General features: G+C 62.1%; 10 protein-coding genes and 2 pseudogenes. 6 read left to right on the top strand and 6 right to left on the bottom strand.

Annotated features, from left to right (window positions below; genetic code table 11):
- The first annotated feature begins 36 nt into the window (after positions 1–36).
- From A3AY_RS36885 to A3AY_RS0133760, 4 genes and pseudogenes are all read left to right on the top strand, one after another.
- A pseudogene (locus tag A3AY_RS36885) lies at positions 37–317 on the top strand (type II toxin-antitoxin system RelE/ParE family toxin).
- Positions 318–334: 17 nt separating this feature from the next.
- Positions 335–634, top strand: a complete 300-nt coding sequence (locus A3AY_RS0133750) for a HigA family addiction module antitoxin (protein WP_018330083.1) — start codon at positions 335–337, stop codon at positions 632–634.
- Positions 635–728: 94 nt separating this feature from the next.
- Positions 729–3,044 (top strand): glycine--tRNA ligase subunit beta, encoded by a 2,316-nt coding sequence (gene glyS, locus A3AY_RS36890; protein ID WP_018330084.1) that lies wholly within the window; start codon positions 729–731, stop codon positions 3,042–3,044.
- Between the two features lie 12 nt (positions 3,045–3,056).
- The gene (locus tag A3AY_RS0133760; RefSeq protein ID WP_018330085.1) at positions 3,057–3,551 is read left to right on the top strand and encodes a 2-thiouracil desulfurase family protein; all 495 of its coding nucleotides are present in this window, start codon (positions 3,057–3,059) and stop codon (positions 3,549–3,551) included.
- A gap of 77 nt (positions 3,552–3,628) precedes the next feature.
- Here the strand turns inward: A3AY_RS0133760 and A3AY_RS36895 are convergent.
- The 6 genes and pseudogenes from A3AY_RS36895 to A3AY_RS0133790 form a co-directional block, all read right to left on the bottom strand.
- Positions 3,629–5,460, bottom strand: a pseudogene (locus tag A3AY_RS36895) (methyl-accepting chemotaxis protein).
- Positions 5,461–5,755: 295 nt separating this feature from the next.
- A complete protein-coding gene (locus A3AY_RS0133770; protein ID WP_018330087.1) occupies positions 5,756–6,283 on the bottom strand; it encodes a plant virulence effector HPE1-like domain-containing protein in 528 nt (175 codons plus the stop codon).
- 116 nt (positions 6,284–6,399) lie between these two features.
- Positions 6,400–7,671, bottom strand: a complete 1,272-nt coding sequence (gene purD, locus A3AY_RS0133775; protein WP_018330088.1) for a phosphoribosylamine--glycine ligase — start codon at positions 7,669–7,671, stop codon at positions 6,400–6,402.
- A 106-nt stretch (positions 7,672–7,777) separates the two neighbouring features.
- The gene (locus A3AY_RS0133780; protein WP_018330089.1) at positions 7,778–10,171 is read right to left on the bottom strand and encodes a putative bifunctional diguanylate cyclase/phosphodiesterase; all 2,394 of its coding nucleotides are present in this window, start codon (positions 10,169–10,171) and stop codon (positions 7,778–7,780) included.
- Positions 10,168–11,211 (bottom strand): polyamine ABC transporter substrate-binding protein, encoded by a 1,044-nt coding sequence (locus tag A3AY_RS0133785; protein ID WP_018330090.1) that lies wholly within the window; start codon positions 11,209–11,211, stop codon positions 10,168–10,170. The genes A3AY_RS0133780 and A3AY_RS0133785 overlap by 4 nt, the downstream gene beginning before the upstream one ends.
- Positions 11,212–11,326: 115 nt before the next feature.
- A complete protein-coding gene (locus tag A3AY_RS0133790; RefSeq protein WP_026204106.1) occupies positions 11,327–12,526 on the bottom strand; it encodes an MFS transporter in 1,200 nt (399 codons plus the stop codon).
- A 109-nt stretch (positions 12,527–12,635) separates the two neighbouring features.
- Here A3AY_RS0133790 and A3AY_RS0133795 point away from each other — a divergent pair, with 109 nt between their 5' ends.
- Positions 12,636–13,451: an AraC family transcriptional regulator gene (locus tag A3AY_RS0133795; protein ID WP_112851171.1), complete on the top strand. Its 816-nt coding sequence runs from the start codon at positions 12,636–12,638 to the stop codon at positions 13,449–13,451.
- Between the two features lie 231 nt (positions 13,452–13,682).
- A complete protein-coding gene (locus A3AY_RS0133800) occupies positions 13,683–14,504 on the top strand; it encodes a MipA/OmpV family protein (RefSeq protein WP_018330093.1) in 822 nt (273 codons plus the stop codon).
- Positions 14,505–14,531 lie beyond the last annotated feature (27 nt).

The raw sequence follows: 14,531 nt of genomic DNA on the forward strand, positions 1-14,531 counted from the left end.
ATGTATCATTGTGTGATACAGTCTTGGAGATGATTGGTGATCCGTTCTTTCAAGGGCAAGCTCTCCCCATCCGTGGCCGATGGCAGCGTGAAAAAGGGCTTTCCTGTGGACCTCGTTCGCCGCGCGCAGCAACTGTTGGCCTTGTTGAACGGGCGGCAGATGTGAAGGATTTGCGCTCCCCGCCAGGAAATCGCCTGGAGAAGTTGTCGGGAGATAGGGAAGGCCAGTATTCGATCCGTATCAATGGCCAATGGCGCATCTGTTTCTTATGGTCCAATGGCGGCGCCGATGATGTGGAAATAGTGGACTACCATTGAGGTTAAGGAAAAATCAGATGAGTGATATCGGTCTGCCCGCAATCCATCCGGGCGAAATCCTGAAGGACCTATATCTCGATCCATTGGGGATGAGTGGCGGGACGCTTGCCAAGAAGCTCAATGTTCCAAGGACCCGCATCGAGCGTATCGTCTCGGGCAAGACCGGCGTGACGTCCGATACCGCGCTGCGCCTTGCGAAATTCTTCGACACCACACCCGAACTCTGGATGAATCTACAGGTGAGCTACGATCTGAAGATCCAGGCGGAGCGAAATCGCGCCGAAATCGAACGCATTCCTGTACGCGACGCCGCGTGACAGCTGACTTTTCCGCTATTGAATGGATGACTTTTGCTACCGGGCTTGCTAAGTCCCCCGCAGTCCACCGATCCCTCAGAAAAGCATCCATCTCATGCCCGATCTTCTGCTTGAACTCCGCTCCGAGGAAATCCCGGCTCGCATGCAGCGCAAGGCTGCCGGCGACCTGAAGAAGCTTTTGACCGATGCTTTGGTCGAGGCGGGGCTGACCTATGAGGGTGCGCGGGAATATTGGACGCCGCGACGGCTGACGCTCGATATCCGCGGCCTGAACACCCGTTCGGCCGATGTGCGCGAGGAACGCAAGGGCCCGCGCACCGATGCCAACGAAAAGGCGATCGAAGGCTTTTTGCGCGGTGCAGGGCTGACATCGATCGATCAGGCGCATGTGCACAGCGACCCGAAGAAGGGCGACTTCTACGTCGCCCATATCGTCAAACCCGGCCGCCCCGCCGAAGAGATCATTGCCGAGGTGATGCCCGGCATCATCCGCAACTTCGCCTGGCCGAAATCGATGCGCTCCGGTGCCGCCTCGGCGAAGGCCGGCGCCATGCGCTGGGTCAGGCCGTTGCAGTCGATCATCTGCCTGTTCGGCCCGGAACACGAGGAAACCCGCGTCATCCCGTTCGAGGTCGACGGCATCACCGCCTCCAACGTCACCTACGGCCACCGTTTCCATGCGCCGGAAGCGATCACCGTTCGCCGCTTTGCCGATTACATCGAGAAGCTGGAAAAGGCCTATGTCGTGCTCGATGCCGAGCGCCGCAAGGACATCATCCTCCACGATGCCCGCGATATCGCCTTCGCGAGCGGCCTCGAACTGGTCGAGGACGAGGGGCTGCTGGAGGAAGTCTCCGGTCTGGTCGAATGGCCGCGGGTGCTGATGGGCGCCTTCGAGGAGGACTACCTGGCGATCCCCTCGGAAATCATCCGGCTGACGATCAAGACCAACCAGAAATGCTTCGTCACGCGCGTGCTCGGCGAGGAAACCCTGTCGAACAAGTTCATCCTCGTTGCCAATATCGAAGCGAAGGATGGCGGCAAGGAAATCGTCCACGGCAACGGCAAGGTCGTCCGCGCCCGCCTGTCGGACGCCAAGCATTTCTGGACCCGCGACCAGGGCAACCTGCCGGACCTCGAAACGCTCGACGCCTCCGCAAAGAAGTTCGATCTCGACCTGAAAAAGCCGCTCGACCAGCGCATGGCCAAGCTCGACGCGCTGAACGTGACGTTCCATGCCAAGCTCGGCACGCAAGGCGATCGTGTTGCGCGCATCCGGTCGCTCGCCGCCGAACTGGCGAAGGTGACCGGCGCCGATCCGGTATTGGTTGACCGCGCCGTCGTGCTCTCCAAGGCAGACCTGCGCACCGAGGCCGTCGGCGAGTTCCCCGAGCTTCAGGGCATCATGGGCCGCAAATATGCGCTGCTACAGGCGGAGGATGTTTCCGTCGCCGCAGCGATCGAGGATCACTACAAGCCGCAGGGGCCCTCCGACCGCGTGCCGGACGACAAGGTCGCCATCACCGTGGCGCTTGCCGACAAGCTCGATACGCTCGTCGGCTTCTGGGCCATTGATGAAAAGCCGACGGGCTCAAAGGATCCCTATGCGTTGCGCCGTGCCGCACTGGGTGTGATCCGCATCATGCTAGAGCGGAAGGTGCGCTTGCCGCTGGCGAAGTCATTCAGGCAGGCAACGGTCCTGGTGCTTGAAAATCCCGATGGGATGAGTGGACAGGACATTCATGTTCTTCAAGACGACCTCCTCTCCTTCTTCCACGACCGCCTGAAAGTCTACCTGCGCGATCTCGGCGCCCGCTATGACCTGATCGATGCGGTGCTTGCGGCCAGCCCCTCATCCGCCCTGCGGGCACCTTCTCCCCGCGAGCGGGGAGAAGGCAGGGAGAGCGCAGAGGCTGCCGGTTCCTTCTCCCCGCTTGCGGGGAGAAGGTGGCCCGAAGGGTCGGATGAGGGGCAGTCGGCGCCCGCAAACGACGACCTCCTGATGGTCGCCCGGCGCGTCGAGGCGCTGACGGCCTTCATCACGTCCGAAGACGGCCAGAACCTGCTCGCCGGCACCAAGCGCGCCACGCAGCTGCTGGCGGCCGAGGAAAAGAAGGGCACTGCCGTTGCTGCAGTCGTCGATCCGTCGCTCTTCAGGCTCGGTCAGGAAAAGGCGCTTTACGCCGCCGTCTCCGAGGCCTCGCAGGAGGCCGCTGCCGCCATCGCAGGCGAAGATTTCCGCTCGGCCATGGAGGCCCTGTCGAAACTGCGCGGCCCGGTCGATCAGTTCTTCAACGACGTCCTCGTCAACGACGAAGACCCGGCCATCCGCGCCAACCGTCTGGCATTGCTCGGCCTGATCCGCTCGGCAACGGGAACGGTCGCCGACTTCTCGAAGATCAGCGGCTAAGGGAAAGGGCCGATGGGGGCAAAAATCCTCGTCAGTGCTTGTCTGATGGGTCATGCCGTCCGCTATGACGGGCGGGCCAAGCCGCTCGCGCATCCGGCACTCGATCGCTGGCTGGCGGAAGGGCGGCTGATCACGATCTGTCCGGAAATGTCGGCGGGCATGCCGGTGCCGCGGCTGCCGGCGGAAATCGAACCGGGAAAATCCGCGGCCGAGGTGCTCTCCGGAGGCGCTCGCGTGCTGGAGATTAATGGTGACGACGTCACCGCCGAGTTCCGGCAGGCGGCTGAAAATGCTCTGGCCCTGGCGCTCGAGACCGGCTGCGCCTATGCACTCCTGATCGACGGCAGCCCATCCTGTGGGTCGGGTTTCATCTATGACGGCAGCTTTTCAGGCCGCCGCCGGCCGGGCGAGGGCGTCACGGCAGCACTTCTCAAGGCGCACGGCATCCAGGTGTTTTCCGACCGCGACATCGACGCCCTCGTCGAAGTCTTGGGCTCTACCGTCTGATCGCTTCCGAACTGCAATGAAAGAAAAAGGCAGCACCCGAGGGTGCTGCCTTTTCCGGTATTGGTCAGCGGTTCGGGTCAGCCAGCCTTGCGCCACTGGGGCTGCCGACCGGTCTCGGTGGGTGCACCCCGGTCGGAGATGCGGAAACCGCGGATGAGGTTCAGGAGCTCTTCCGTATCGTCGGCCAGCACCTGGGCCGACGCCGTCGTCTCTTCCGCCATGGCGGCGTTCTGCTGCGTGGCGACGTCGAGCTGGTTCATCGAGCCGTTGATGCTGCGCAGCGTCGAGTCCTGTTCCTTGGCGCTGTAGGCGATCTTGGCAACGATCTCGTTGGCCGCCGCAATCTGGCTGGAAATCCGCTTCAGCGCTTCCCCTGCCTCGCCGACCAGCTTGACCCCGTTGACCACCTGGCCGGAGGAGCGGGAAATCTGCTCCTTGATCTCCTTGGCGGCTGCGGCGGAACGTTGCGCCAGCTCGCGCACCTCCTGCGCCACGACGGCGAAGCCCTTGCCGGACTCGCCGGCACGCGCCGCCTCGACACCGGCGTTCAGCGCAAGCAGGTTGGTCTGGAAGGCGATTTCGTCGATCACGCCGATGATCTTGGAAATCTCGTCGGAGGATTTTTCGATGCCGCTCATGGCTTCGATCGCCTGCGAGACGATGGCGTCGCTGCGCGACGCGTCGACGCTGACGGCCTGCACCCGCTTGCTTGCTTCGCTTGCCCCTTCGGCCGTGTGGCGCACGGAGGCGGACAGCTCGTCGACGGCGGCGACTGTTTCTTCCAGATTGGCGGCCTGCTGCTCGGTACGGCGGGCGAGTTCCAGGGAAGCGTTGCGGATTTCCTCCTTGCTGCCACCGATATCGGCACCCTTGCCGTTGACCTTGGACATGGCCGCCTCGAGCCGCGCCAGCGCATTGTTGAAGTGTTCGCGCAGCGTCGAGTAGTTGGGGCCGAGATCACCGCAGCGGATGGTCAGGTCGCCGGTCGCCAGAACCTCCATCGCCTCGCCGATCGTTGCCACCACATGCGCCTGCAGTTCCGCCTCTTCGCGCTGAAGGTCGAGATTGTGCTGGCGCTCGGCGTTGATTACGGCCTGCTGCTCGGCCTGGTGGCGGGTCATCTCATGCCGTTCGCGGACCTTGTGCTGCAGCGATTGCGTCGCCGTCGCCATCAGGCCGACTTCGTTACGCAGGTTCGTATGCGGGATGTCGATCGTGACGTTCTCGTCGGCAACCGCCTGGAGCGCCGTGTGGATCGCCTGCAGCGGCCTGGTGATGCCGCGGATGACGTACCAGGCAGCGGCAATGCCGAAGCCGAAGACGAGCAGGCCGATCGACAACGCCTTCCAGATGGTGGCGGTAACCTGCGCGTCGAGGTCATCAATGTAAAGGCCGGTGACGACGACCACCTGCCAGGGCTCGAAGGCCAGGGCATAGCCGCTCTTGCGGAAGAAGGCATCATCCGGCTCGCCGGGCTTGACGGCATAGAAGTTTGTCTGCCCGCCGCCGGCGCGTCCAAGCCGGACCAGTTCGTCCCGGAACTTGTAGCCCTTCGGATCGGCTACGCCCTTGGCGCTCTTGCCGACCTTGCGGGCGTCGGGATGGAATTTCATGACGACGTCGTAGTCGTAGCCGAAGAAATATCCGTCCGGATCGAACTTCATCGCCGTCAAGGTCTTGAAGGCCTGGGTCTGTGCCTCATCGCGGGTCAGTTCGCCGGCAGCTTCCCGTTCATGAAAAGCCTTCAGCACCGATACGGCCGACTGCACCTGGGTGCGCAGCGTGTCATAACGGGCGTTGTAAAGCGCTTCGCTCGATGCGGATATTTGAAAATAGACGGCCGCTGCGAAAGAACGAACAGTCCGGTGACCAGCAACAGCAGTTGCCGCGAAATCCTGAGGTTCTTCATGGTGTTTCACGCGATCCAGACACCGGCGGCCAAGGGGTCGCCGGCAAATCTATTTTGAATGAGCAGGGGCAAGGGCAGGTCGCACTCCGCGGCCACCGGAAATCATTTCCAAGACTATGTTAGTCTGAACGTGCTTAAGAAAAACCTATCCGTCCGCTGACGAATGCCACTTTCGTGCAGCACAAAAAATTACGCCCCTGCTTCTCTCAGGGGCGCAATTTCTCGCCTTGGAAGGCGAATGCCCGTTCAGCCATTTCAGCGTGGCTGGCCAGGGCAGGGACAGGGAACTCCCGGATTATTTTAGCCGAAGTTGGAAGTTTTCCAGATCAACTTCTTGTGAACGGCTGTCGTGCGGCGTTACCGCGGCCATACCGGCCATCGACGCGCTGGAGACCGCGCTGGTTTTCACCGTGCCGTCGATGACGGGCAGAGCGGCCGTTGCCTGAGCCTCTGCCGGCAGCGGATCGGCCGTTGCAGCCTCCGCCAGATGCTCGGTCGGCTGCATTTCAGCCTGCGCCGCCTTGACCGCTTCCGCCGAGGCCTTGGTGATGAAGACGACCGGCGAGCCGCCCAGCCACGCCTCGGTGCGAACCAGCTTCATCTCGCCGTTGATTTGCTTTACTTCAACCCGCTCCGTGCCGGGGGCGACGTCGGGAACGACATAGCCGGTCTTCTTCTCGATCACCGGCGGCGGGCACTGCGCGCAGGATATTTGCGAGATGCTGGTGTTGGCATCCTGTCCGGTCGTTACGGCTTCGATCGACGACGCGGCGGCTGAACCGGCGGCAAACAGGCTGGCGACTGTGAACAACAGGGTGCGCATCGGCATTCTCCTCGATAATCCGTACCGAGGAGAATATTCATTCTCCGTTACGTTCCCGTCAGGAGAATTGGTAAAAATTGAATGAGTCTTTTGATTTCCGGGCGGGATCGCTGCCGTCAGGCCTTTTCGCGCTTGACCGCCTGCCAGCCGATGTCACGGCGGCAGAAGCCGTTTTCCCACTCGACCAGGTCGAGAGCGGCGTAGGCTGCCGCCTGGGCCGCGCGGACGGTCGCTGCCTTGGCGGTGACGTTGAGCACGCGGCCACCGGTCGCCACCAACTGCCCGTCCTTCAGCGCCGTTCCGGCATGGAAGACCTTGGTCGCGGCGTCTTCGGGCGGCAGCTTTCCGATCGGCGTGTTCTTCTCGTAGGAGCCCGGATAGCCCTTCGACGCCATCACCACCGTCAGCGCCACCTCGTCGCGCCAGTCCGCGCCGACATTGGCCAGCGTCCCCGTGGCGGCGGCATAGAGCAGCGGCAGAAGATCGCTCTTCAGCCGCATCATCAGCACTTGGCATTCCGGATCACCGAAGCGGACATTGTATTCGATCAGTTCGGGACCCTTGGCGGTGATCATCAGCCCGGCGAACAGCACGCCGGTGAAGGGATGGCCGCTGTCGGCCATGCCGGCAATCGTCGGCTCGATGATCTCGCGCATCGTCCGCTCGACCATCTGAGCCGTCATCACCGGCGCCGGCGAATAGGCACCCATGCCGCCTGTGTTCGGTCCGGTGTCGCCGTCGCCGACGCGCTTGTGGTCCTGCGCCGATGCAAGTGGCAGGGCGGTCTTGCCGTCGCAGAGACAGAAGAAGCTCGCTTCCTCGCCATCGAGATAGGCCTCGACCACGACCTCGGCACCGGCGGCGCCGAAGGTGCCGGCAAAGCAGCTGTCGACGGCCTCCAGCGCCTCGTCCAGCGTCATCGCCACGGTCACACCCTTGCCGGCGGCAAGCCCGTCGGCCTTGATGACGATCGGTGCGCCCTGCGCGCGCACATAGGCCCTGGCGGGCTCGGCAGACGTGAAGCGCTGATAGGCGCCGGTCGGAATGCCGTATTTGGCGCAGATGTCCTTGGTGAAACCCTTGGAGCCCTCGAGCTGGGCTGCGGCTGCCGAGGGTCCGAAGACGGCGATGCCGCCCGTGCGCAGCGTATCGGCAAGTCCCGCCACCAGCGGCGCTTCCGGACCGACGACGACGAAGTCGATCAATTCCCTGCGGCAGAAGGCGAGCACGGCGCTGTCGTCGGCGATATCGAGATCGACGAGTGTTGCTTCCTCGCCGATGCCGGGATTGCCGGGCGCGGCGTAAAGGGCCGTCAGCAACGGTGATTGCGCCAGTTTCCATGCCAGCGCATGCTCGCGCCCACCTGACCCGATCAACAGAACTCTCATCGCCTACTCCGCAGCCTGAAGTGTTGAGGTGCGGTTAAGGCGAGGGGGGCTGAAGGTCAAGGTAAAATCGGGAGCCACGGTGCTATAGGCGCGTTTCACTGGCGGTTCACAGCAGGCTGGAGGACCCCGCGCGGCGCCTGCCGCCGCTGACGAACGCGCGGTCCTCATCGCCACCGGCGATTTCCGCTGCCTGCTTCAGTGCCCAGATCGACAGGTCCGGCAATGCCAGCGGCTTGCTGATGAGATAGCCCTGGAAATGGTCGCAACCGGCAGCGATCAAAAGCGCGAGTTTCTCGTGGGTGTCGATGCCTTCGCCAACCACCGCCATCTTGCGCGCGTGGCAGAGCGAGACCATTGCTTTCAGGGCCGGCAGCGTTTCCTGATTGGCAAGGTTTTGCACAAGCGCCCGGTCGAGCTTGATCGTATCGGCGGTATATTCGATGATCTGCTGCACCGAGGTATAGCCGGCGCCGAAATCGTCGATGGAGATGCGGAAGCCCTTCTCCCGCAGGTTTTCGATGTTCCGGTGCAACTGATCGCCGAGCTTGACGGCGTAGGTTTCCGTCAGCTCGATCTCGATCGTGCGCGCGTCGAGCCCGTGCCGGTCGAGGCAATCGCTGAAATAGTCGCCGATCGATTTCGAGTGTAGTTCCGCCGACGAGATGTTGATGGCAAGCACCGTCTCCGGCCCGAACAACGCCTTCAGATGCTGATGCTCCGACATCGCCCGGTTGATCACCCACCAGTCGATCTTGGTGAACTGGCCGGTGCTTTCGGCGATCGGCACGAACTCGTCCGGCGTGATGTTGCCGAGCGTCGGGGAAACCCAGCGCAGCAATGCCTCGCAACCGGTCACCTTGCCGCGCGCATCGATGATGGGCATGTAGACGAGGTGGAACTGCTCGTCCGGATCGACCAGCCGCAGCTCTTCCTGAATGTGGCGGATCCGGTCGCGTTTGTCCTGCAGCGCACGGGAGAAGCGCGAGGAACGGTTCTTGCCGTTGGTCTTGGCCTGGTACATGGCCGCATCCGCATTGGAGATCAGCTCGGCCAGGTTCGTTGCGTCCATCGGACAGATGGCAACGCCGATGCTGGCGGTGACCGGGTAATGTTTGCCGTGCACTTCGAAGCCGTCCGAAAACAGGCCCAAGATGCAGGCACACATTTCGCGGATCGTGCCGTCCCCGGATGCCGACTGCACCAGAACGGCGAATTCGTCGCCCGAAAGACGCGCAAAGACGACCGGCGGCAGGGATCGACGCGCGATGATTTCGCCGACGACACGTTCGATCCTGAGCGCCAGTACCTTCAGAAGTTCGTCGCCGACCTCGTGGCCGTATTTGTCGTTGACGAACTTGAAGTTGTCGATGTCGATGAACAGCAGGCTGCCATGACCGCCCTGCGTCGTAACCTTGTGGACGACCTTTGCAGCCAGCGTGTTGAAATGCCCGCGGTTGCTGATGCCCGTCAGCGTATCCGTCCACGACGCATGCTGAACAAGGTGCAATGCGCGTTGGGACTGATCGTGCAATTGCTTGATGTTTCCGGTCAGTCGACCGATTTCCCCGGCGGCGTCGATTTCCGTAATGCCTTCGTTCTTGCCGGTCATCACCGCAGTGACCTGCCGGTCGAGCGCGGCGATCGGATTGGTGATGAAGCGGCGGATAAGGACGATCATCAGACCGACGGAGACGAGGCTCATGGCCAGCGCGCCAAGGCCGAGGAGCAGCTTCAGTCGCTCCACGTTGCCTGCATCGTGAGACGGCGGAACTGCCAGCGCGGCAAAGAGTGACGGCGCCAGTCTGACTGATGCAGAAAGTTCGTTTGGCAGGGATGGCCGCGGCACGGTGTCGAAGTCGATCACGGTTTGATACTCGTCCTGCAGCTGGCGCTGCATGGAGAGAAACTGGGTCGGCTCGAGCGCCACCTGAACCAGCAGCGCGCTTTTCTTGGCGCTGGGCAGCGGCCGGCCGAAGGTCACAGGGTCGATAAATTCCGAATAGACGATCAGCGGGCGTGTTTGCCCCTCATGAAGGTAGGTCCAGTCTCTGAGCTGGCTGCCGCCCGTGAGCCGGCGTCCCAGCGCAAACTGTGCTTCGCCGATTTCGGCAAAGGGATCGTCGCTGTTTTCGAAGTAGTAGCCGGGCGTCAGATCCGGATTGAGGATGGCGAAGGAAATGAATTTCTTCGGATCGTCGGAGAGCGAGCGGATGCTCTGCTGCAGCCTGAGCCCAAGCGCGTTGTTGCGGTAGTCCTCATCGGTTTCGGAGACGAACAGCCGGACCGCATTGCCTTCGAGAAGCGAATAAAGAAAGCTCCGGCTCTGGTTGACATCGTTGCGGAACAGGGCCGCGATATGGTCGAGTTGCTGCGATAGTCGCGCGCGCTCAAGCGAGAGCATCGAATGGCTCTGCGCGATGTAGACAGACAGCGCTGCGAGCAGGTACCCCGTCAGGACAACCGGAAAAATCAGGAAAAAGGCGCGTTTGCCGAGTGTCACTGGAAATTTGCCATCGAGCTGATGATGCGTCGACGGGTCTGGATCGACTGGACAGACAGTTCCTTCTGATACTGGCTCTTGGCCAGAATTTCGGCGGGCGGGTAGATTTCCGTGTTCGACCGGGTCTCTGCCGGGATGAGTTTCAGTGCCGCTTCACTTGCCGTCGGCATCGTCAGCGCCTCGGCGTTGGCGGCGGCGCTTTCCGGCGATCCGATAAAGTCGAGCAACTGCAGGGCGAGTTGCTTGCGGGGCGAGGCTGTCGTCACGGCCATGCAGTCGAGCCATGAGAACGTGCCTTCCTTCGGTACCGCGTAACGCCAGACGCCGGGTGTTCCCGCCTTGTCGTTGAGCACATGCTGATCGCCGCTATAGGCGATCGCCATGTAGATGTCCTTGCCGATATCGGGATTCTGGATCGAGGTGATGACATAGTCATAGGTCAGCACGAAGGGCGCCTGTTTCTTCATCAACTCGAAGGCTTGCTTCAGCGTCTCGTTGTCGTTGGCGTTGATCGATTTGCCAAGCAGCACCAGCGGCGCGATGAACGCTTCGTTGTGGTCGTCATACATGGCGATGTGTTTTTTCAGCCCCGGCGCAGGCGACATCAGGTCGTTCCAGGAGGTGGGCGCCGTGCTGATCTTATCGGAGCGGTAGGCGATGCCCATCGTTCCCCACAGATAGGGCATGGCATAGCCGGCGCAGCGCGAGGTCCACTCCGGTTTATAGTCCTTCAGCGAAGGCACGTTCTTTTCTGTCAGCGGCTCCAGGATGCCGCGTTTTCCGAAGAGATCAGCACCGTTCTCGCCAACGACGACAAGATCAATATTGCTGTTGGGGTCGGACAGCACTTCGTCGCGTGCATCGCCGCTGTCATAGTAGATCTGGTGGACTGCGACGCCGGAGTTCTGCGTCCAGCGGTCGAGGATCTTCTGGTCGATATAGGATTCCCAGATCAACAGGTTGAGCGTTTCCGCCTGCCCGGGCGTGGCAGCGAACGGCGCGCCAAGCGCGACGGAAACGGCAATAAACGTCTTGCGCATTGAAGTTACCCCGACAGTCCCCGGAGAGAACCTTAGCCCGCAATGCTTGATGAATACTTACAAGGGGATGCGTTGGACTGGCGCAGGCATGAAATGTCGCAGGGGCGCTCTTCGCCTACCTGTGGCGGGGGAGCTTCGGCAGGAAGATCGTGAGCAGGCCGAGCAGCGGCAGGTAAGAGCAGATCGTGTAAACGAACGATATGCCGCGGTGATCGGCAATGACGCCGAGCACGGCGGCGCCGATGCCGCCGAAGCCGAAGGCAAAGCCGAAGAACATGCCGGCGATCAGGCCGACGCGGCCCGGCACCAGTTCCTGCGCGAAGACCACGATGGCGGAAAAGGCGGAGGAGAAGATGAAGCCGATCAGGATGACGAGCGCTGCGGTCCAGAACAGGTTGGCATAGGGCAGGATCAGAGCGAACGGAATGACGCCGAGAATCGAGAACCAGATCACGAAACGCGCGCCAAAACGGTCGCCGATCGGTCCGCCGAAGATCACGCCGGTCGCCGACGCGCCAAGGAACAGGAACAGGAGCATCTGCGCGTCCTGAACCCCGAGGCCGAACTTCTCTATGGTGAAGAAGGTGAAATAGCTCGAAAGGCTTGCGAGGTAGGCGTTCTTGGTCGCGGTCAGGATGACGAGGACGATCAGCGTCCAGATCACCTGATTGCGCGGCAGGGGCAGGGTGCGGCTGGCAGCCTTGCGGCCAGCGGAACTGCGGCGGTGGCGCGTATACCAGACGCTAACCCCGGACAGCACCATGAAGCCGGTGAGCGCGATGATCGAGAACCAGCTGAGGCTTTCCTGGCCATGCGGGATGACGATGAAGGCCGCGAGCAGCGGCCCGATCGCCGTACCGGTATTGCCGCCCACCTGAAACAGCGACTGGGCAAGGCCATGCCGGCCGCCGGAAGCAAGCCGCGCGACGCGCGATGCCTCGGGATGGAAGATGGCCGAGCCGATGCCGATCAGGCAGGCGCCCGCGACGAGAACGTAAAAATGATTGGCGTTGGCGAGCGTGATCAGCCCCGTACAGGTGGAGAGCATCGCCACCGGCAGCGAGAAAGGCATCGGCCAGCGATCGGTGACGACGCCGACAGCCGGCTGCAACAGCGAAGCGGTGACCTGAAATGCGAAGGTGAGAAGCCCGATCTGGACGAAATCGAGGGCGTAATTCTCTTTCAGCAGCGGATAAAGCGAAGTCAGCAGCGACTGCATGATGTCGTTCAGCATGTGGCAGAAACTGACGGCGACGATGACGGAAACGGCCGTCTTTTCCGCGCCGATGCCGCTGGCCGATGATATCGTCGTCATGCTGTCTTCCTCGCCTGGGGATCGCGTCCTGCTGGTGTTTATCGTCTTTACATTGCTTGTGCTTGGCCTGCTTTTGTGTTCTGGTCGTATCCTTTCGAGAGTGGGCCAGATGCGGACAATTGATTTCACCGGACAGGAAAGCCAGGACGACAACGAGCATTTTGCGAGCCTCTCCTGGATCGAAAACACCGAGGAGCCCCTCCCAGCGCTCGGCCGCGTCTATCCCGCTGGCTTCCGGGGGCTGCCCCACAGCCATACGAAGACGCAGCTCTGGTGCGCCCGACGTGGTGTTGTACTGGTCAGCACCGCCGGTGGTCGCTGGATGATACCACCCGGTCACGGACTGCTCATTCCAGCAGGTCTCGAACATTTCAGCGAGATGATCAGCGAAGTGCACATGCATTCCATCTATGTCGATCCATCGGTCATCGGCGCGCGTGATCCGCGGGTGCTGGAGGTGACTGCGCTCGCCGGCAGTCTGATCGAGGAACTGGTGCTTTCGGACGAGAAGCCGCTGTCGCCGCGGCGCAAGCGGCTGATCATGGAACTGCTGCTCGATGAGATCGGCCAATTGCCGGAGCGGCCGCTCGGCCTGCCCTTCCCGGGTGATGCGCGGCTGAGCCGCCTCTGCCACCATTTCCTGAAATCGCCGGCCGCCAATGCCGGCATCGATGACTGGGCGCGGGAACTGGGCATGAGCCGCCGCTCCTTTACCCGGCTGTTTCGCGCCGAGACCGGCGTCAGCTTCGTCACCTGGCGGCAGCAGGCCTGTATCTTCGCCTCGCTGCCGCGGCTGGCCGCCGGTGAGCCCGTGACGAATGTGGCGCTCGATGCCGGCTACGAAAACATCGCGGCCTTCACCACGATGTTTCGCCGCATGCTCGGCAGTTCGCCCTCCACCTATTTGAAATTGCGCGCTGCCTGACGCCGCAATTTTGCCACCTCAGGGCAGAATCCCGAACGCACAGATGCGTTATCCTCTTGTTGGAAAAAGGCTTTCTCATATGGCGTCAGGCTAATATGGAAAAGAAAGACTGAAAGTCTCTGGTTAACGAGATGGTAGTGAGCTAAGGCCTATAACCGCGCCGAAACGAACCGTTTCAGTTTGCCCCGCCGCCGCCCGGTCCGCACGGGGTTTTGTATCCGGAGTTCCTTCTTGTCCCGCCGATCTACCCTTTCACTTTCCCTTGCCCTTTCCGTTGGTGTTGTTCTTGGCCTTGCTTCTGCCGCTCAGGCGCAGGACGGCCAGTATTTCTGGTCGGGTGACTGGTATCTGAAGGTCGGCGCGACAGGCTTCCTCGGTCCGAAATATGATGGCGGCTCCGACCGTCTGTTCCAGGCAGCGCCGCTGATCTCGCTCGGGCGCGCCGGCAGCACGGTGCGGTTCTCGTCGCGCAACGACAACCCGGCCTTTGCCTTCGTCGATAAGGGGGCGTTCCGCGCCGGCGTCGTCGGCAAGCTGATTTTAGAGCGCGACGAGGATACCTCATCCAAGCTCGAGGGCCTCGACCCCGTACGCTTCGGCGGCGAGCTCGGCGGCTTCGCCGAAGTCTATCCGACCGACTGGCTGCGCATCCGCGCCGAACTGCGCCAGGGCATCCGCAGCCATCACGGCCTGATCGCCGACGTTGCCGCCGATGGCTTCGTCGACGTCAGCGACAATGTGCGTGTCTCCGCCGGCCCCCGGCTGTCGGCGGCGACGAGCGACTATTTCGATGCCTATTACGGTGTGAGCTCGTCGGAAGCCGCAAAGTCCGGCTACTCGAAATATACCCCGTCCGGTGGCCTGAATTCGGTCGGCGCCGGCGCGGCCATCACCTGGCAGGCGACCGAGAAGCTCGAGACCAGCGCCTTCGCGGAATACAAGAGGCTGATGGGTCCCGCCGCGGATTCGAGCATCGTCAAGGAAGGCGGCAGCCGCAACCAGTTCCTCGTCGGTCTCTCCGCACTCTATCGCTTCGATTTCACGCTGCAGTGAAGCCATCCCTCGACGGCGGTTCCTGAT

Source organism: Rhizobium giardinii bv. giardinii H152 (assembly GCF_000379605.1).
GTDB classification, from domain to species: domain Bacteria; phylum Pseudomonadota; class Alphaproteobacteria; order Rhizobiales; family Rhizobiaceae; genus Pararhizobium; species Pararhizobium giardinii.

Coding starts and splice junctions, on each gene's coding strand:
- A3AY_RS0133750 (WP_018330083.1), top strand. CDS start 335: ATGAGTGATATCGGTCTGCCCGCAATCCATCCGGGCGAAATCCTGAAG.
- glyS (WP_018330084.1), top strand. CDS start 729: ATGCCCGATCTTCTGCTTGAACTCCGCTCCGAGGAAATCCCGGCTCGC.
- A3AY_RS0133760 (WP_018330085.1), top strand. CDS start 3,057: ATGGGGGCAAAAATCCTCGTCAGTGCTTGTCTGATGGGTCATGCCGTC.
- A3AY_RS0133770 (WP_018330087.1), bottom strand. CDS start 6,283: ATGCGCACCCTGTTGTTCACAGTCGCCAGCCTGTTTGCCGCCGGTTCA.
- purD (WP_018330088.1), bottom strand. CDS start 7,671: ATGAGAGTTCTGTTGATCGGGTCAGGTGGGCGCGAGCATGCGCTGGCA.
- A3AY_RS0133785 (WP_018330090.1), bottom strand. CDS start 11,211: ATGCGCAAGACGTTTATTGCCGTTTCCGTCGCGCTTGGCGCGCCGTTC.
- A3AY_RS0133790 (WP_026204106.1), bottom strand. CDS start 12,526: ATGACGACGATATCATCGGCCAGCGGCATCGGCGCGGAAAAGACGGCC.
- A3AY_RS0133795 (WP_112851171.1), top strand. CDS start 12,636: ATGCGGACAATTGATTTCACCGGACAGGAAAGCCAGGACGACAACGAG.